This is a genomic window from Azospirillum humicireducens (assembly GCF_001639105.2).
In the GTDB taxonomy this organism is placed as follows: Bacteria; Pseudomonadota; Alphaproteobacteria; order Azospirillales; family Azospirillaceae; genus Azospirillum; species Azospirillum humicireducens.
This window is the reverse complement of the sequence record NZ_CP028904.1, coordinates 203,958-222,217: the sequence shown is the minus strand read 5'-3', so window position 1 is coordinate 222,217 and position 18,260 is coordinate 203,958. Positions and strand designations below refer to the sequence as shown.

General features: G+C 65.4%; 14 protein-coding genes and 3 pseudogenes. 4 read left to right on the top strand and 13 right to left on the bottom strand.

The annotated features are described in order from the left end of the window. Positions 1 to 54 precede the first annotated feature (54 nt). From A6A40_RS23070 to A6A40_RS23060, 4 genes and pseudogenes are all read right to left on the bottom strand, one after another. Positions 55 to 1,593 carry an MFS transporter gene (locus A6A40_RS23070; protein ID WP_269467688.1) on the bottom strand — a complete coding sequence of 513 codons (1,539 nt, stop codon included), beginning with the start codon at positions 1,591 to 1,593 and terminating at the stop codon, positions 55 to 57. Continuing rightward, positions 1,590 to 3,546 (bottom strand): annotated as a pseudogene (locus A6A40_RS31680) (efflux RND transporter permease subunit); the annotation flags it as partial. The gene A6A40_RS23070 and the pseudogene A6A40_RS31680, both read right to left, overlap by 4 nt. 1 nt (position 3,547) lies before the next feature. Next, positions 3,548 to 4,748, bottom strand: a 1,201-nt coding sequence (locus A6A40_RS31675; RefSeq protein ID WP_236783979.1) for an efflux RND transporter permease subunit, incomplete at its 3' end; no start/stop codon positions are given. 20 nt (positions 4,749 to 4,768) lie between these two features. Beyond that, a complete protein-coding gene (locus A6A40_RS23060; RefSeq protein ID WP_108548223.1) occupies positions 4,769 to 5,926 on the bottom strand; it encodes an efflux RND transporter periplasmic adaptor subunit in 1,158 nt (385 codons plus the stop codon). Between the two features lie 93 nt (positions 5,927 to 6,019). Here A6A40_RS23060 and A6A40_RS30520 point away from each other — a divergent pair, with 93 nt between their 5' ends. Continuing rightward, positions 6,020 to 6,244, top strand: a complete 225-nt coding sequence (locus A6A40_RS30520; protein ID WP_146191617.1) for a hypothetical protein — start codon at positions 6,020 to 6,022, stop codon at positions 6,242 to 6,244. 640 nt (positions 6,245 to 6,884) lie between these two features. On the opposite strand, the gene A6A40_RS23050 is transcribed toward A6A40_RS30520, so the two are convergent. The 3 genes from A6A40_RS23050 to A6A40_RS23040 all read right to left on the bottom strand — a co-directional run bounded on the left by A6A40_RS23050 (position 6,885) and on the right by A6A40_RS23040 (position 9,149). Further along, positions 6,885 to 7,481, bottom strand: coding sequence for a hypothetical protein (locus tag A6A40_RS23050; protein WP_108548222.1), 597 nt, complete (start codon positions 7,479 to 7,481; stop codon positions 6,885 to 6,887). Then, positions 7,478 to 8,113 carry a ParA family protein gene (locus A6A40_RS23045; RefSeq protein WP_158279350.1) on the bottom strand — a complete coding sequence of 212 codons (636 nt, stop codon included), beginning with the start codon at positions 8,111 to 8,113 and terminating at the stop codon, positions 7,478 to 7,480. The genes A6A40_RS23050 and A6A40_RS23045 overlap by 4 nt, the downstream gene beginning before the upstream one ends. A gap of 97 nt (positions 8,114 to 8,210) precedes the next feature. Continuing rightward, positions 8,211 to 9,149, bottom strand: a complete 939-nt coding sequence (locus tag A6A40_RS23040) for a replication protein RepA (protein WP_108548220.1) — start codon at positions 9,147 to 9,149, stop codon at positions 8,211 to 8,213. A gap of 444 nt (positions 9,150 to 9,593) precedes the next feature. Here A6A40_RS23040 and A6A40_RS23035 point away from each other — a divergent pair. Continuing rightward, positions 9,594 to 10,640: pseudogene (locus tag A6A40_RS23035) on the top strand (IS110 family RNA-guided transposase). Between the two features lie 189 nt (positions 10,641 to 10,829). Here A6A40_RS23035 and A6A40_RS23030 read toward each other — a convergent pair. Then, positions 10,830 to 11,246: a HutP family protein gene (locus A6A40_RS23030; RefSeq protein WP_108548219.1), complete on the bottom strand. Its 417-nt coding sequence runs from the start codon at positions 11,244 to 11,246 to the stop codon at positions 10,830 to 10,832. A gap of 315 nt (positions 11,247 to 11,561) precedes the next feature. On the opposite strand from A6A40_RS23030, the gene A6A40_RS32545 reads away from it, so the two are divergent. Both A6A40_RS32545 and A6A40_RS31665 read left to right on the top strand, forming a co-directional pair. Beyond that, positions 11,562 to 12,116, top strand: a complete 555-nt coding sequence (locus A6A40_RS32545) for a transposase (RefSeq protein WP_472240643.1) — start codon at positions 11,562 to 11,564, stop codon at positions 12,114 to 12,116. A gap of 146 nt (positions 12,117 to 12,262) precedes the next feature. Continuing rightward, positions 12,263 to 12,406, top strand: a pseudogene (locus A6A40_RS31665) (transposase); the annotation flags it as partial. A 424-nt stretch (positions 12,407 to 12,830) separates the two neighbouring features. Here A6A40_RS31665 and rbsK read toward each other — a convergent pair. The 5 genes from rbsK to A6A40_RS23000 form a co-directional block, all read right to left on the bottom strand. Next, a complete protein-coding gene (gene rbsK / locus A6A40_RS23020; protein ID WP_108548218.1) occupies positions 12,831 to 13,757 on the bottom strand; it encodes a ribokinase in 927 nt (308 codons plus the stop codon). Next, positions 13,754 to 14,770 (bottom strand): LacI family DNA-binding transcriptional regulator, encoded by a 1,017-nt coding sequence (locus A6A40_RS23015; RefSeq protein ID WP_108548217.1) that lies wholly within the window; start codon positions 14,768 to 14,770, stop codon positions 13,754 to 13,756. The genes rbsK and A6A40_RS23015 overlap by 4 nt, the downstream gene beginning before the upstream one ends. A 63-nt stretch (positions 14,771 to 14,833) precedes the next feature. After that, positions 14,834 to 15,715 (bottom strand): ribose ABC transporter substrate-binding protein RbsB, encoded by an 882-nt coding sequence (rbsB, locus tag A6A40_RS23010; protein WP_108548216.1) that lies wholly within the window; start codon positions 15,713 to 15,715, stop codon positions 14,834 to 14,836. 78 nt (positions 15,716 to 15,793) lie between these two features. Further along, complete coding sequence (gene rbsC / locus A6A40_RS23005; RefSeq protein WP_108548215.1) at positions 15,794 to 16,759, bottom strand: ribose ABC transporter permease; 966 nt, start codon at positions 16,757 to 16,759, stop codon at positions 15,794 to 15,796. Next, on the bottom strand, positions 16,756 to 18,252 hold the full coding sequence (locus A6A40_RS23000) for a sugar ABC transporter ATP-binding protein (protein ID WP_108548214.1): 1,497 nt from the start codon (positions 18,250 to 18,252) through the stop codon (positions 16,756 to 16,758). The genes rbsC and A6A40_RS23000 overlap by 4 nt, the downstream gene beginning before the upstream one ends. Positions 18,253 to 18,260 lie beyond the last annotated feature (8 nt).

The window sequence follows — 18,260 nt, the reverse complement described above, 5'->3', positions numbered from 1 at the left end:
ACTCCTGACGGAAGCCGATTGGAAGCGTGGAGCCGTCCGCCAGTCAAATTAGCATCAGCATTCATCAACCCGCTGCTCCGAAGAACCGGTGTCTTTCGCCCCGTCTTGTCCGGCAAGCATCCAACGCACGATGAAAGCCACGGTGATCAACATCACCGCGGCGGCCCCGACGACACCGGTGAAGGCTTGGTCAAAGGCCATCCGGGCCATGGCTGCTACCTGCTCGGCTTGAGGCTGCGCCAGTTGTTCCGATAGCGCGAAGGCCTCATCGATGCTGTCGCGCGCCTCGGGAGCAATCGCGATCCCTGGCGGTAAGTGCATAGCCCGTGTGTAGAGAACCGACATCAGGCTGCCCAGCAGTGCGATGCCGAGCGTTCCTCCCAATTCGTAGGAAACTTCCTCGACCGAAGCCGCCATTCCCGCCCGGCTCTCGGGGGCGGAGAGCATGATGGCCGAAGACGCAGCCGTCATCGCGGCGCCACTCCCAAGCCCCATCACCGTGAGGGCCGGGATCCACACCCCGGCCGGACCGTCGGAGCTGGCGAGGAAAGCCAGCAGGGCCAAACCGGTCACCAGGAGCGCCGCCCAGAGCACACGCGCGGATCCAAGCCGCGACAGTGCCGCCCCGGTCAGCGGCGCCGCGACCAGAGCGGCAAGCGGGATCGGCAGGATCAGCCAACCGGCCTCCAGCGGGGAAAGCCCCAGCACAAGTTGGAGACGTTGGCTGAACACCAGCTCCACCCCGATCAGCGCCGCCGCCGCAGCCATGGCGGTCGCCACACCCGCCGAAAAGCACGGGTCGGCGAAGAGTGAGAAATCGATCAACGGAAAGCGGCTGCGGCGCTGCCGCCGCACGAACCGCGCCATGGCGAGCAGACCGGCGACCAGCGTCAGCCCCGCCATTCCCCACGAGGGGTCGCGCTTGGCGGTTTCCTTCAGAGCATAGATCAGGCCACCAAGGCCGACCATGACCTGAACGGAACCGATCAGGTCCCAGGGGCGCCCGGCGTCTCCAGGGCGGTTGGTCAGCAGAAGGGTGCTGGCGGCAACCGCTGCCACGACCACCGGCACATTGATCAGGAAGACCGAGCCCCACCAGAAATGCTCCAGCAGCGCCCCTCCTATCACCGGACCGGCCGCTGCACCGCCAGAAGCGACGGCTGCCCAGATGCCGATGGCAAGCGACCGCTCCCCCGCGTTTGTAAAGGTCAGGCGAATCAGGGATAGCGTCGCCGGCATCATCATCGCCGCGCCGACCGCCAGCACCATTCGCGCCGCAATCAAGATTGGCGACGAAGGCGCGAGAGCCGCGCCAAACGAGGCCGCGCCGAATACGAGGAGGCCGGCGGTGAACATCGCCTTGTGCCCAAGCCGGTCACCCAGCGTGCCCAGCCCGGGCAACAGCGCTGCCATCACCAGGGGATAGGCGTTCACGATCCAGAGTTTCTGGGAGGCGGTGGCTCCAAGCTCACGCGTGAGCGTCGGCAAGGCGGTGTAGAGCACCGTCATATCGACGACGATCAGGAACAGGGCGCTGGAAACGGTGGCCAGGATCAGCCATCGCGTGCCGGGGAACATGGGAAGCCTTTTCATGCTTTGCCTCCCTCGCCGGCCGTAGGCACGGTGCGGCGGGCCGTCCGCCAGGTTTCGAGGCGCTCCCTCCAGCCCATCACGACCACGAAGAAGACGGGAACGAAGCCGATGGCCAGTACCGTAGCGCTGACCATGCCGCCGAACACGCCGGTGCCGATGGCGTGCTGGGTTTCGGCACTGGCGCCCATGGCGATCATCAGCGGCACGACGCCAAGGCCGAAGGCCAGGGACGTCATCAGGATCGGGCGCAGGCGCAGGCGGGCCGCGGCCACGGCGGCCTCCACCAGCCCCATCCCCTCTTCGCGCAGCTGTTTGGCGAACTCGACGATCAGGATGGCGTTCTTGGCCGACAAGCCGATCACGGTGATCATGCCGACCTTGAAGTACACGTCGTTGGGCAGGCCGCGCAGTGTCACCGCGAGCACCGCGCCAAGGAGGCCGAGCGGCACCACCAGCATGACCGACAGCGGAATGGCCCAGCTCTCGTACAGCGCGGCGAGCACGAGGAACACCACCAGCATCGACAGCGCCATCAGCATCGGGGCCTGGGCGGCGGACTGCCGCTCCTGCAGGGACTGCCCGGTCCAGGCGATGGCGAAGCCGGACGGCAACTGCGCGGCCAGCCGCTCCATCTCGGCCATGGCGCTGCCGCTGGAGACGCCGGGCGCGGCGCTGCCGGAAATGCGCACGGCCGGGAAACCCTGGTAGCGGACGAGTTGCAGCGGCGTCTCGCTCCAGACCGGCCGAACGACTTCCGACAGCGGCACCATCCCGCCGGCCAGGTTGCGGACATACAGCTTCAGCACGTCGTCGATCTGCATGCGCGCCGGCGCGTCGGCCTGGACGATCACCTGCTGCATGCGCCCGGCATTCGGAAAGTCATTGACGTATCTCGACCCCATCGCCGTCGACAGCGTGTCGCTGACGCTGGTGAACGCCACGCCGAGCGCCTCGGCCTTCCCGCGGTCGATCTCCAGTCGGATGCTGGCGCCGGCGGGCAAGCCGTCGGGATAAACGCCGGTCACGACCTTGCTTTGCGCCGCAAGTTCCAGCAGCCGGGTCTCCGCGGCCTTCAGCGCGGCATGGCCCTGGTTGGCGCGGTCCTGAAGGCGCAGGGAGAAGCCGGAACTGGTGCCCAACTCCTCGATGGCGGGCGGCAGCAGGTTCATCACCGTGCCTTCCGTCGTGCCGGCCATGGCCTGCTGTGCGAGAGCCGCCTCGCTCTGAGGCGTGGCGCCGTCGCGCTGACCCCAGTCCTTCAGCATGGTGAATCCCATTGCGGCGTTCGTGCCGGAGCCAGAGAAGCCGAACCCCACGATGGACAGATTGGATTGGATCGACGGGCGTGAGGCGACATGCTCCTCGAACGTCTTGACGATCCTCAGCGTGCGTTCGGTCGTGGCGTCGGCAGGAAGCTGGATGGATGTCATGAAGTAACCCTGATCCTCCTCGGGAAGGAAGGACGAGGGCAGTTGCCGGTAAGCCAGCACCAGGACCGCGACGAGTGCGGCGAACACCAGCATCACGCGCCCGGTGCGCGCCACCAGCCCGGTGACGCTCCGCTCGTAACCCAGCGTCAGGCGGTCGAAGCCACGATTGAACCAGCCGAAGAAACCGCGCTTTTCGTGATGCGCGGGATCGACCGGCAGGAGGAGCGTCGCGCAGAGCGCCGGCGTCAGGGTGAGCGCCAGGAAGGCGGAGAACAGGATCGCCACCGCCATCGACAGCGTGAACTGCTGGTAGATCACGCCGACGGACCCGCTCGCCAACGCCATGGGAATGAACACGGCGGTCAGGACCAGCGTGATGCCGATCACCGCCCCGGTGATCTCCTTCATCGCCTTGACCGTCGCGTCCTTCGGCGCCAACCCTTCGCGGGCCATGATGCGCTCGACGTTCTCGACCACGACGATGGCGTCGTCGACGATGATGCCGATGGCCAGCACCATCAGANCCAGCACCATGCCGAACATGGTCAGGACGTTGATCGAAAAGCCCGCGGCCAGCATCACGGCGAAGGTGCCGAGCAGCGCGATCGGCGCGACGATGGCGGGGATGAGCGTATAGCGCACGTTCTGGAGGAACAGGTACATCACCAGGAAGACCAGCAGCATCGCCTCGGCCAGCGTATGGATGACCTTCTCGATGGACACCTTCACGAAGGGAGCGGTGTTGAAGGGAATTGAATGGCTCATGCCGGCTGGCAAGGTCCGGCTCAACTCCTCCATGCGGGCCTGCACGCCATCGGCGGTTCTGACCGCGTTGCCGCCGGGCGTGAGCTGCACGGCCGCCGCGGTGGTGGCCTTGCCGTTTTCCCGGTTGATGAAGCTGTAGGACTGCGCGCCGAGCTCGACGCGCGCCACATCGCCGAGCGTCACCTTCGAGCCGTTGGACTCCGCGCGGAGCACGATGCCGGCGAACTCCTCGGGTGTGGTCAGCTGTCCCTGGACGGTGAGCGGCACCGTCACGGCCTGCCCCGGAAGTGCAGGCGACGCGCCGACGCTGCCGGGAGCGATCTGGACATTCTGCTGGCCGATGGCCGTCATAAGGTCGCCCATCGACAGCCCGCGGGCCATCAGCTTTGCCGGATCGACCCACACGCGCATCGCCTGCTCGGAACCGAACAGCTGCACCCGGCCGACGCCGTCGATACGCCGCAGTTCCTCGACGATGTTGCGCGCCATGTAGTCGCTGAGGGCGGTTTCGTCGAACCGGCCGTCATCGGATTTCAACCCGACGATCATCAGGAAGCCCGACGACGACGATTCGACGGTCAGGCCGTTCTGGCGCACCACCTGCGGCAGCCGCGGCTCGATGGATTTGAGCTTGTTCTGCACATCGACCTGGGCCATGTCCGGCGCGGTGCCGGGCTTGAAGGTGGCGGTGACGGTGGCCGATCCGGAGGCGTCGGACACCGATTCGAAATAGAGCAGGTTCTTGACGCTCGACAGTTCGCGTTCGATCAGGCTGATCACGCCGTCATTCATCGTCTGCGGCGTGGCCCCGGGGTAGGTTGCCAGAATACTGACGGTTGGCGGCGCCACCGAGGGGTAGCGGGCGATCGGCAGCTGTGGAATGGCGATCACGCCGAACAGGATGATGAACAGGGCGATGACCCAGGCGAACACCGGGCGCCGGATGAAGAATTGGGGCATTTTGGAATTGTCCTGTTCGCTCAGCGCATGGTGGTGGCGGTTGGTTTGGAAACCGGCCAGTCACGCGCGGCCACCGGGACGCCCTCGGACAGACGGTCCATGCCCTCGACCACGATCTTCTGCCCGGCTTCGAGGCCGGCGCCGACGCGATAGCAGCGGTCCACCAGTTCGCCGAGTTCCACCGGCTTGAGCGAGGCCTGATCGTTCCCGTCGAGCGTCCAGACCTGCGGCTGGCCACCGACGCGCACCACCGCCTGCTGGGGAAGGGTCAGGGCATCGGCGTAGCTCGTGCGCGGCACCCGCGCGCGAACGAACATGCCCGGAAGCAGATCTCGCTGCGGGTTGTCGACAAGGATGCGGAGCAGCACGTCGCCCGTGCCGGGATCGACGGAGATGCCCGAGAACAGCACGCGCCCGGTCGTGTCGTACGGTTTGCCGTCGTCGCGCAGAATGGCGACCGGCAGGCCATCCCCGGCCTCCGCTTGCCGCAGGGCCAGGGCCTTGCGCAGGGAAGCGAGCGAGGATGCCGGCTGGCGCACGTCCACATAGACCTGATCGATCTGCTGGACGCGCGCCATCGGATTGCCGTCGCTGCCGCCGACCAGCGCCCCCTCGGTCACCAGTGCCTGGTCGACGCGTCCCGGGATCGGCGCCTCCACCGTGGCGAATTTCAGGTCGAGTGTGCGGCGTGCCAGGGTGGCGCGAGCCTGCGCCACCTCGGCCACGGCCTGATCATGCTGGAACACCGCATTGTCATAGACTTGTCGGCTGACGGCGTCGGACTTCACCAGCGGCTGCAGCCTCGCCACCTGCACCCTGGCGCGCTCCAGCCCCACCGTTGCCCGCTGCAGGGCGGCGGCGGCAATGTCCACCTCGGCCTTGAATGGCGCTGGATCGATCTGGAACAGTGGCTGGCCGGCACGCACCTCGCTGCCTTGCTCGAAGCTTCGGTGCAGCACGATGCCGCTGACCTGCGGCCGTATCTCGGCAACCCGCAACGCGGCGACACGGCCCGGCAGATCGTCCGTCAGTTCCAGTCGGGATGGCGCAAGGGTGAGAACGGAAACCTGCGGGGCCGGAGGGACCACGGCCGGTTCGGACCGCTCGCACCCCGCCATCAGCATCACGGCCATCAAGGCACAGGCGCCGCCATGGCGGCGCAACTGGTCGATCCTCATTCTCTTTCCTTCAGGCGCCGGCCGGTCTCAACAAGAACGCCGACAAACTGAAGGCAGCAGATTGCGTTTCGGTCGAGGGAGTGTGGAGATTTGATGGAGATTGAAGTTTATAGCGAACTTCCGCAAAGCCGATGGTGCCCGCCCCCGCCCGACCTCTCAGGCCGCTACGGCGGCTTCCGTCCATCCTTTTCCTGCCATACCCGCGCCACCTGCCTGTTCACCCTGCCCGCCATCCTGCTGGGCACCGGACAGCGCACGCCCAAGCCCATCGTCGCCGTCCTCGACGCCGGAGCGCCGCTGGCGGTCCGCCGCCACTGACCGCGCGCGGCTCCGGAGTGAACGGCGCGTGACCATGCTATGGTTGCCGCCCCATGCTTCCTTGATTTTGGTCAGGGAGCAGGGATCGGGAGGTCGATAGGTTGGATTGATCAGCTCCGGTCTTGCTTTCAGGCGCTCGCTCACGACCTCGTCGGGGGATCGGCCATCCAAGACCCGATGGCGGCGAGCGTTGTAGGCGAGGTTGTAGCCTTTCAGTAGGCACTCCAAGGCCTGATAGGGCCGATACCCATCACCAGCACCTCCCGCCCGATGCGGCCGGTGAAGCGCCCGACCATGCCGTTAGTGATTGTCCCGCTTGCGCGAACCAGCCAGCCATTCAGGTGCCGAAACCCTGATGCGGATCAGTTCGGATCGCATCGCCCCATGTACGGTCCCGGCGCACCGCACTGAGGGTGGAATGGTTCGACCTGTCAACTTCACAACGGGCGGAAGAACGATGGAGTTGACCAGACCTTTTGGTCTGGCGCAGTGACGACCGGAAGATAGCCCGCAAGGTGGAGGCCCCGTAATCGTCAGGGAGGCATCGGCCCATCCAGGCAAGCCGGTATAAAGCCTCACATCCAGCGGCCTGTGCTTGCCAACGCTGCCGCGGATGTCGCGACAGGGAAGGGGTGGCCGCTCAGGACAAGGCGGCCAGTTCCGCTTCCAACTCGGCAAGCCTCTCGGCCCAGTGCCGCTTTTCATTCATCGCCCGTTTGATTTCCCGCAACAATTCAGCACGACGGTCAGTTGACGGGGGAGGGGAGGGTGCTCGCAGACGCTTACGGAAAGCCGTCAGTTCGGACTTTCGCACCGTCGGCCGAACAAGCCCTTCCTGCTTGGCGATCTTCAGCTCATCCTCCTTAAGGGAGGTCAGCAGATATGCCGCTTCCGATTCCTTCGGTAGCTCGTCCGGTCCGACGAAGCCGTTGCGCAGCGCAGCGGCTACCGTCATGTACCGGTTGGCGCTCTGGTAGCTGAGGTTGCGCAAGGCACCGCTCTTGATCCTATCGTTGATGAGCTTCACGAACTGCCCATGCGGTACGCTCGCTTTCCAGTCGAGAAGGACCTCGCCGACGAGCACGAACCGTTCCCGGCTCTCTTCCAGGAGGCGGTTGATGGCGTCTTCAAAACTCTCGCCGGCTAGAGTTTTGATGGCTCCGGTTATGACAGGCCCTGGGGCCTGTATGTCATCGAACCGGATGTCTGACACCGCCGTCTTGGTGGCCTTCCTCATGACTTGAACCCCAGCTTGGATGCCACGTATTTCCAGAGCGCCACGAAATCCTCCACCGACTTGGCTCCGGTTACTTCGACGACGCCGAGGCCAGCGGCATAACTGCGGTAGACCTCTGCCAGGTCGGGGAGGTCCACGGGCGCCACTTCGCCACCTCCAGCAAGACCGCGCCGTGCATCGGTGACTTCCTTGACCCTGGGCTTTACCTTGTTGAGGACGAAGGTGGTTGCTTTCCCCCGCGAACGGACGAGCGTAAGAGTGCCGCGAACGGACTCGAGATCCTCGGGCGTCGCCTGGAGAGGTGTCAGGATCAAGTCGGCTTGATCGATCAGCTTTTCAGCATTGGGACGGATAGCCGTCATCTCGATCGCTGTCGGGGTGTCGATCACCAACAGGTCGATGCCGTCCAATGGCTCGACCGGATCCGACATTTCGGCAAGTGAGTCTTGGTAATGGTCAATGGCCGGCGCGTTATCGGGCCGCTTCTGCCACCAGCGGGTCAGCGTGCCCTGGGGATCGGTGTCCAGGGTTGCTACACGAAGCCCGGCCGCCGCCGCTGCTGCAGCCACGTTGCGGGCGGTCGTGGTCTTTCCAACGCCCCCCTTGCCGTTCAGCACCAACAAGATTTTCACCGCAGCCTCCAAAATTCAGCCGGAGGATGGGAGACGGAAGGGGAGGGTGTCAACGGGTGTGGGGAAGTTCCAACTTCCTATTGGAACTTCCCCACGGTCAACGACCGATGAGCCGTTCGGGAATCGGAGGAGGGGAGGGGTGCAGGACGAGGCCCCTACCCTCTTCGTCTTCGATGACTCTGGCTTCCGGGTAGACCGACAGCGCATAGGCCAGAGCGGTCCGGAATTCGGGTTTGAAGTAGCGGAGAGTCGCACCTGTTCCGAACTGGTCAAATACAGCCTTCCAGCTCACCGGCTTTGCTTTTTCAAGCACATGAAGGCGGTAGGCCAGCCAGACATAGATGTCGAAGGCCATGCTCTTACCGGCGATGTGGCGGATCGCCGGTTCCCAGACCGGGACAGGATGTTCCTTTAACAGGCGGAAAAACGCTTCCGACAGCGACACGCGATCATCCCAGAGATCACCCTGCTGGTCAAGGCCGCGAAGTCTGATGCCGCCTTCGACGAAAGAACCGTTCCGAAAGCCCTCAGTTTGGCCATCGCACCAGTCGAAGGTCAGGGTGCAGCGCGAGATTCGCTCGGCTTGGTTCCGGACCTCGGTATAGGTCTTTCCACCCACCGCGACGCCCATCCTGTCCAGCCATTGGTTCATGGAGCGGCCGAGTTCGACTACGGGCGAATTGGTTCGGACGGCTTGGGTTTGGAGGTATAGCAGGATAAGGCGTGCCTTCGAGCCATATGGGACGCCGATCTTGCGGTAATCATCGGCCGTGCGCGGATTCGGAACCTTCTTAGTCTCGCCGGGCTTGATCAAAAGCGATAGATTGCCGTTGCTGCGAACCCAGTTCTGTTCGTCATCCAGACGGCGGTGGGGCAGGGCGGTCAAACAGAATCCGGAGTAGGTGATTCCGACTTCGTTGCTTTCCTCTTCCAGGATACTGGCAGCGATGTTGAAATACGGGATCTCCTGCTCGCTGATCATGCGGCGAGCAGCCTCACGTCCGTGTTGGACGATCAGCTTGTGAACCTGTGTCATGCCGAGCCTCCACCTATCCTTCCCAACGGAACCACGATGCCGTTTGACTTTCCACTTGGAACTTCCCCACGGAAGCTAATTGGTAAGCTAATTGAGACTCTATTTGTAATGTGCGGGGAAGGTCCAAGGGATAACGCCGAGTCGCGTGGGGAAGCTCCAAACCGGCGTGGGGAAGGTCCAATGCTGTTTGGCTGGGAGAAGGGCGCTTTGTTATGGTGTTTGTGCTCGTAGAAGGGCGAATCGGGGAAGAGCTTGGAACTTCCCCACACCCTTTGGAACTTCCCCACGGAGCTGGTTGGCTTTGACACGAGAACTGGGCCGGTGCACAGCAAGCTCCGATTTTTTGACTGAACTGATGTGGTGGACGGTCCTTTGACCTTTTGGGATCGGTGGGAAGCTGATGCCGTCGAAGAAACCAGCTCAGAGCAGTCGTCCAAGGAAGAGGTGGTGACGATCGCTCTGGACTTGGCGAAGAAGGTTTTCCAGGTCCATGGGATCGATGCGAATGGAAAGATCCTGGTTCGTCGGCAGCTGCGACGGGGCGAGGTTCTGAAGTTCTTCCAGAGCGTGCCGCCATGCCTGGTCGGGATGGAAGCCTGTGGCACGGGGCATCACTGGGCTCGGGAGATTTCATCTTTGGGGCATACGGTGAGACTGATGCCGCCCGCTTACGTCAAACCGTCTGTGAAGCGGGGCAAGACCGACGCGGCCGATGCCGAGGCGATTTGCGAAGCGGTCACGCGGCCGACCATGCGCTATGTGGCCGTCAAGACCGTGGGCCAGCAGGCCGCGCTGACGCTGCACAAGACGCGCGACCTGCTGGTGCGGCAGCGAACGATGCTGATCAACGGTTTGCGTGGGCACCTTGCAGAGTTCGGGAGCATTGCGGCCAAGGGACCTGGGGGCGTGAAAGCGGCGACCGAGGCCCTCCATGAGGCGCAGGATCGCCTGCCGGAGCTGGCAGGCGCTGCACGGCATCGTCGATCAACTCCGACAGCTCGAGGCCGAGATTGAGCTCAGCGGCTGGAAAAGCGCATTCTCGCTTGGCATCGGGCCAGCGACATCAGCCGGCGTTTGGCGACCATTCCCGGCATTGGACCGATCGTTGCGAGTGCTCTCGCGGCGGCTGTGCCGGACGGCACGCTGTTCCGATCCGGCCGGCGGTTCCCCGCATGGCTCGGCCTGACGCCGAAGGCCCACAGCAGCGGCGGCAAGGAGCGCCAGGTCGGTATCAGCAAGCTGGGCGACGGCTATCTTCGGCGCCTGCTCGTCGTTGCTGCAACGGCAGTGATGCGGCTGGTCCGAAAGGACGATGCCAGCCGCAGTTGGGCGACAAAGCTGCTGGAGCGTAAGCCAGTCAAGCTGGCCGCCGTGGCCCTGGCCAACAAGGCCGCGCGCATTGCCTGGGTGGTGAGACGTGATGACGTACCGGCAGGACCGGGGATCGGCCAAATCCTTGGGGACGAAGCGCCGCCGAGCGCGATGAGGTGATTTGGGCGTCGATCCGCGGACTTCATCAAGGCCAGCAGCCAGCGGCTGCGACAACAGGCCGGACACATGGATGCATCCTTCCCGGCCAGCCAGCCCGGATTTCCCTTTTGCGTCGGAGGGGCCGTCCACCACAACACCTCAACAGACGGCGGTTCCCACCGTCTGCCTCAGGAAATCCCAATTGTAGAACTAAATATGCATGACGCCGAAGCCAACCCGCTCGTGGTTCGTTTCCGGATGGAAGGCAGATTCTCCATAAGCTGCGACAACGATCCAACGGCCGTCCGTTGCTATGGCAACCTTTACCTTCAGGCTCGATTCTGCAGCAACGTCCGAACTCAAGCCTTTCAGGCATTCCAGTCCGGCATGGATTACGGCATGAATCTCATTGTGGTGATGGTGAATTAGACCTGACTGTAAAGCGCATCCAACAATCGATTTGACAAATGTTCTAGTTACATCCGATCTTGGTCCGGAGACCATAGTAAATCCTAATTTTACCTTTGTATTTTTGGCTATATGTTCCTTGAATATATCCTCCTCCTCTCGCGAGCTGATTGCTGCAAGAATAGCAATCTTACCGAGGCGGTCCGGGTGGATGTCCATTCGGGGAACTCCCTCACATATGCAGCATGACAAAATCAGAGTGAATACTGGCTTATAGCCGAAAATAAGCCCAAAGTTCCAACTCGGAAATTTTTATGATTGCTAGAATTTTACCATCAGCCGTATCGACGGTTGCATATCGCCGATATCGGTTGATTATTTGTTGTGCAGCGATGATGATCATGCAAGCTCTTATTTTGAATCAATAAATATTATGAGTTTCAGAAGTTGGCTGCGAATGTGGACGCCTCGAAAAACTGTAGTGCTGCGGGCGTTATCGTGATTCCCTTGCCCTGAAGGGCGCTCGGGGGAGCAATGGCCGGTCAAGCAGGGCTGTTCGATCTTCAGGATCGCTACGCAGAACTGAGCAAGAGCGGCGATCTGCTTGAAGGTCTGTTGTCGGTGGTGGACTTCGAGGTTTTTCGTCCGACGCGGGATACGGCCTTGGGGCGCACGGATCGTTCCAGGGACGGTCGTCCGCCGTTGGACGCTGTGATGATGTTCAAGATCCTGGTGCTCCAGGCGCTGTATGGGCTGTCGGACGAGCAGGCGGCGTATCAGGTTCGCGGCCGGCATGTCGTTCATGCGGGTCTCCGGGCTGGGATTGGGCGACCGGGTTCCGAATCGCAAGACGATCTGGCTGTTCCGCGAGGCCGTGGTGACGGCGGTGGCGATGGAGGAGTTGTTCGCCCGCTTCGACGCTGGCCTGAAGGAGCGCGGTTACTTTGCGCTGGGCGGTCAGATCGTCGATGCCTCCATCGTGGAAGCGCCCAGGCAGCGGCTGAGCAAGGAGGAGGAGCGGCACATCCGACCCAGCCCGGCCACCGGCCAAGGCGCGGCAGAAGGATACGCAGGCGCGCTGGACTGTGAAGCGGCCATCGCAGCGGCGGGCCGCCGCAGCATGGTGCATTTCCGAGAATCCGAAGGGGCGATCGATGCCGAGACCGCACCAACGCGCCAACCGCGCCCGCTCGATTCCACCGGGCGAAGGGGGTGGGAAAGACGAGCGGCACCTGGAAAAGCACGGTGGCCAAGCACGCCGGAGTTGGCGCAAGCTGCATCTCGCCGTCGATCCCGATAGCGGTGAAATCCTCGCCTTGGAACTGACGACCACGCAGGACGGCGATACTTCTCCGGTCGGGCCGTTGCTCGGTCAGCTATCGTTCTGCTGCGATGCGACCTGGAGGCTGCCGGGATCGGCCCGTCGGCGGCGCTGGCCGATCGCTGCGGCGGCCGGGCGGACGCAATCTTTCGACGCCTGGACCGAAACGGCATGCGCCGAACTGTCGCGCGCCGTCGCCTCCGCGCTCAGCCTCATCGACGTCCAGGAGGTGGTCGTCGACGGTTTCCTGCCACCGTCCTGGTGCGACCGCTCCACGCAACAGCTGTCCGCTGCGGTGGAGCGCTTCAACCGTTCGGGACTGAGGGCAGCACCGGTGATGGCGGAGTCGATTGGCCCGACAGCCCGCGTACTGCAGGCGGCGATGCTGCCGCTGAAGGCGTGGTTCTCGCCCGGCAGCGATCGGCTGATCCGGTCGGGCATGGCGTGGGATTTGATCTGACGGCTCGGATCAAGATGCCGGTCTACCCGAGCAGGGCCGCCGCTTCCGCCAGCGTCGGCGCCGAGTCCGCCGCACCGGCGCGGGTGGTGGCGAGTGCGCCGCAGGCGGCAGCGAAGCGCACCGCGCTGGCCAGATCCTCACCGCGCGCCAGGGCAAAGGCCAGACCGCCATTGAAGCAATCCCCGGCCGCGACCGTATCGATCGCCGTCACCGGGAAGGGGGAGATGAAGCCCTGCTGGCCCGGCCCCCGGTAATAGACGCCCCTTGCCCCCATCTTGACGATGGCGATGGACAGGCCCCGCTCCAACAGCCGGTCCGCGGCGGCGGCGGCGTCCTCCGGGCAGGTCGGCCGCAGCCCGACCAGGGTCTCGGTCTCGGTCTCGTTCGGCGTCATAGCGTCGACGGCCCGGAACACGTCCGCCGGCAGGCCATGGCGCGGTGCCGGCGCCGGGTCGAGGATGACGCGCCCGCCGCCGGCCCGCACCGCCGCGGCCGCGGCCAGTCCGGCGGAGAGCGGGGTTTCCAGCTGAAGCAGCAGGATGGCGGAGGCGGCGAACAGCGGGCCGGCTCGGACCACGTCGTCCGTGCTCACCGCCATGTTGGCGCCGCCGACCACGGTGATGCAGTTCTCGCCCGAGGACTCGACGCCGATCACCGCGATGCCGGTGGGATGGTCCGGGTCCGCCGACAGATGGCCGGTGCGAACGCCGAAGCCGGCCAGCCGGCTGCGCGCCATCTCGCCGAAGGCGTCGTTTCCGGTGCGGCCGACCATCTCCACCTGTCCGCCCAGCCGTGCGGCCGCCGCGGCCTGGTTGGCGCCCTTGCCGCCAAGCCCCATGGCATAGCTGCCGCCATGCACCGTCTCACCCGGACGGGGAAGCCGGTCGGAATAGGCGCAGACGTCGATGTTGACGCTGCCGAAGACGGTGATCGGACGTGTCATGGTCATGAAAGCCTCTCGCAGGGACGGCCGACCGAGGCGCGCAGCACGAGGTCGGGCGGCAGGGACAACAGGTCCGGCAGGGGCCGGCCGTCTTCCAGGTGATCGATCAGAAGCTCCGCCGCGCGGGCGCCGAGCAGGCTCGCCGATTGGCGGATGGTGGAGAGCGGCGGGGTGAGGTAGGCGGCCAGCTCGATGTCGTCATAGCCCAGCACCGACAGCCGGTCCGGAACCGTCAGCCCGCGTTCCGCCGCGGCGCGCAGCACGCCGGCCGCCATCAGGTCGTTGAAGGCGAAGATCGCGTCGGGTACATCCCCGGCATCGAGCAAGTCCGCCGCCGCGGCAAAGCCGCCGGCGATGGTCAGGTCGGCCTCGCGCAGCCGGGCCGGGTCGAGCGTCAGGCCGGCCGTGCCCAACTCCTCGACGAAGCCGGCCAGCCGGGCGCGGGAGCGCGGATGGCGACCCGGACCGGTGATGCAGGCGATGCGGCGAAAGCCGCGTTCCGCCAGCAGCCGGGCGGCCAGCCGCCCGCCCATCACCGAATCGTCGGTCACCGTGCAGGCGCCCGCACGCGGGTCGGTGTCGAGCAGCAGCAGCGGCAGGTCGGGGGCGCGGCCCTGGACGTCGTCGAGAAAGCCGGGATCGGCATCGCTGGTCATCACCGCGAGCCCGTCGATCCGGCGGTTGTGCAGCGCCTCGAAGGCGCGGAGCTGCTTGCCCGGCTCGTCGTCGGTGTTGCAGAGGATCAGGCTGTAGCCGCGGTCGGAACTGACCGTTTCCAGCCCATGGATGACATGGGCGAAGAAGGGGTTGGAGCTGGCGGTGACGATCATCCCGAGCGTGCGGGTGCGGTTGCCCTTCAGCGCGCGGGCGATGCCGTTCGGCGTGTAGCCCAGCCGTTCGATGGCGGCGCGCACCAGCTGCTCGGTCTCCGGCGCCACGAAGCGGGTGGCGTTGACGACGTGGGAGACGGTGCTCATCGACACGCCGGCCTCGCGGGCCACATCCCTGATCGTCGCCATGCCGCCGCTCCCCAACGCGTCTCCCCGGCCGGCACGAGGTGTGCCGGCCGGGGGAGGCTGTACTTACTTCGTCACCATCTTCAGCTCAACCGGGGTGAAGGCCGGGACCTTCTCGCCCTTCAGCACCTTGTCGGCGGTCTCGACGCCCTTCTCGCCGATCAGGCCGGCCTGCTGGGCGACCGAGGCGGTCAGGGTGCCGGCATTGATGGCGGCGACGCCCTCGTCGGTGCCGTCGAAGCCGACCACCGGGATCTTGCGGCCCGACGCCTGGACCGCCTTGACGGCGCCCAGCGCCATCTCGTCGTTGTGGGCGAACACCACGTCGATCTTCTGCTGGGCCTGGAGGATGTTCTCCATGACGTTCAGCGCCTTGGTGCGGTCGAAGTCGGCCGGCTGGCTCGCCACCACCTTGATCCCGGCGGCCTTGTCGACCACGTCGTGGAAGCCCTTGCCGCGGTCGCGGGCGGCCGAGGCGCCCGGCAGGCCCTGCAGCTCGACGACGGCGCCCTGGCCCTTCAGCATGTCGACCACCAGCTGGCCGGCCATCCGCCCGCCCGCCACGTTGTCGGACGCGATGTGGGAGACGACCTCGCCGCCATTGGCCGAGCGGTCGAGCGTCACCACCGGGATCTTGGCGCGGTTGGCCGAACGGACCGCCGAGCGCACAGCGTCGGAATCGGTCGGGTTGACCAGCAGAAGCTTGACCTTCTTGTTCACCACGTCCTCGACATTGGCCAGCTCCTTGGCCGGGTCGTTCTGGGAATCGAGGACCAGCAGATTGTAGCCCAGCGCCTTGGCCTTGGCCTCGGCCCCGTTCTTCAGCGTGACGAAGAAGGGGTTGTTGAGGGTCGAGACGACCAGGGCGATGGTGTCGGCCGCCTGGGCATTTGCCGAGGCGAACAGGGCGGTGGCGGCGACGGTGGCGGCGGTCAGAAACTTACGCATGCTGGGTTTTCCTTCCTCATCGTTCTTGTTCGTGCAGCGGGGACAATAGGAGAGGGCCGATCCGGATAAATGGTCGTCTTACGGCGACTTGCGGCTGTCGGCGAGCACCGCGAGCAGGATGACCGCACCCTTGGCGATCATCTGGTAATAGGAGGAGACGTCCATCAGGTTCAGCGCGTTGTTCAGCACCCCGATGATGAGGGCGCCGACCAGCGTGCCGAACAGGGTGCCCTTGCCGCCGGACAGGCTGGTTCCACCGACCACGACGGCGGCGATGGCGTCCAGCTCGTAGCCGGCGCCGGCGGTCGGCTGCGCGCTTTCCAGCCGGGCGGTCAGGATGACGCCGGCCAGCGCCGCCAGCAGGCCCGACAGGGCGTAGATGGTCGTCTTCTCGAAATTGACGCGGATGCCAGACAGCCGGGCCACCACCTCGTTGCCGCCGACCGCATAGGTGTAGCGGCCGAAGCGGGTGCGGGTCAGGACGAGGCCGCAGACGGCGAAGACGACGCCCGCGATCACCACCGGCACCGGAATGCCGAGCAGATAGCCGCCGCCGACGCTCCAGAAGGCGTCGGCCGCCGCACCGCTCCCCGTGGTGATCGGCCGTCCGTCGGTGAAGACCAGCGTGGCGCCGCGCAGCATGGTCATGGCGACCAGCGTGGCGACGAAGGGCTGCACGCCGCCGGTGCCGATGACGACGCCGTTGACGGCGCCCAGCCCGGCGCCCAGCAGCAGGCTGATGGGGATGGCGAGCCAGATCGACATGTCCCCCGCCACCAGCCAGGCGCAGACCGCCCCGCAGAAGGCCAGGACCGAGCCGACCGACAGGTCGATGCCGCCCGACAGGATGACGTAGGTCATGCCCACCGCGATCACCGCGTTGATCGAGGTCTGCCGCAGGATGTTCAGCAGATTGTCGACGGTCAGGAAGCTGGGGCTGAGGATGGCGACAACCGCCATCAGCACGATCAGGCCGACCAGCGGCTTGTTGCGGGACAGGAATCGTATCAGCATGGTCATCGTCGTCTCTCTGCCGGCCCTCATCCGATGGCGCAGGCCATGATCTTTTCCTGGGTAGCCTCGTCCCGGCCGAAGCGGCCGGTGATCCGCCCGCCGGCCATGACGAGGATGCGGTCCGACAGGCCCAGCAGTTCCGGCATGTCCGACGACATCAGCAGGATGCACAGGCCCTGGGCCTTGAGGCCGTTGATAAGGCCATAGATTTCCCGGCGGGCGCCGACATCGACGCCGCGCGTCGGCTCGTCCAGGATCACGACCTTCGGCGACAGCATCAGCGCCTTGGCCAGCGAGATCTTCTGCTGGTTGCCGCCCGACAGCGTCCTCACCTCCGCCCCGATGCCGTGCGCCTTGACCGAGAAGGCGGCCATGAAGCGGTCGATGGCGGTGCGCTCGTCGGCCTGCCGGACGATGCCGGCCGGGCCGCAGAGCTGCTTGAGGGCCGCCAGCGACATGTTGGTGCGGATGGAATGGGACTGGATCAGCCCCTCCGCCTTGCGGTCCTCGGGCACATAGGCGATGCCGGCGGTCACGCCGTCGCGGGGGTGGCGCAGCCGCACCTCCGTCCCATCGACCAGAACGCGCCCGGCGCGCAGCCGGCTGGCGCCGAAGATCGCCTTGCCCAGTTCGGTCCGCCCGGCGCCCATCAATCCGGCGAAGCCCAGGATCTCGCCGCCGGTGGCGGTGAAGCTGACGTCGTTCACGCCCTCGGCGCTCACGCCTTCCACCGCCAGCCGCTCCGGCCCGGCGGGGCAGGGCAGGTAGGGGTACTGGTCGGTGATGGAGCGGCCGACCATGTGGCGGATCAGTCCGGCCTCGTCGAGGTCGGCCACCGCGCCGCGGTGGACCATATGGCCGTCGCGCAGAACGGTGACGCTGTCGCACAGCGCGAAGATCTCGCCCAGCCGGTGCGAGATGTAGACGATGCCCTTGCCCTCATCCTTCAGGCCGCGGATCACCTCGAACAGGACGGCGGTCTCGACGTCGGTCAGGGCGTCGGTCGGCTCGTCCATGATGATGAGTTCGGCGTTCAGCGACAGGGCGCGGGCGATCTCCACCATCTGCTGCTGGCCGACGCTGAGGCTGCCGACCGGCCGGTCCGGGTCGATGGACTGGCGCAGCCGCGCCAGCAGGGCCGCCGCCTCCCGCCGCATCCGGGCACGGTCGATCAGTCCCAGCCGGTTCACGGGCTCGCGCCCCAGCCAGATGTTGTCGGACACCGACAGGTGCGGCAGCAGGTTCAGTTCCTGGTGAATCATGGCGATGCCGGCGTCGATGGCCTGCCGCGGCGCGGTGAAGCTCACCGACCGTCCGCGGAACCTCATCGCCGTCGCCGAGTCCGGCAGGACGATGCCGGTGACGATGCGCATCAGCGTCGATTTGCCGGCGCCATTCTCGCCGATCAGCGCCATGACCTCGCCGGCACGCAGGCGGAAATCCACCCCGTCCAGCACCGTGACGCCGTTGAACCCCTTGCCGACCCCCTGGAGGTCGAGCAGGAACCCGGTTTCTGGGTCCATGTCAGCCT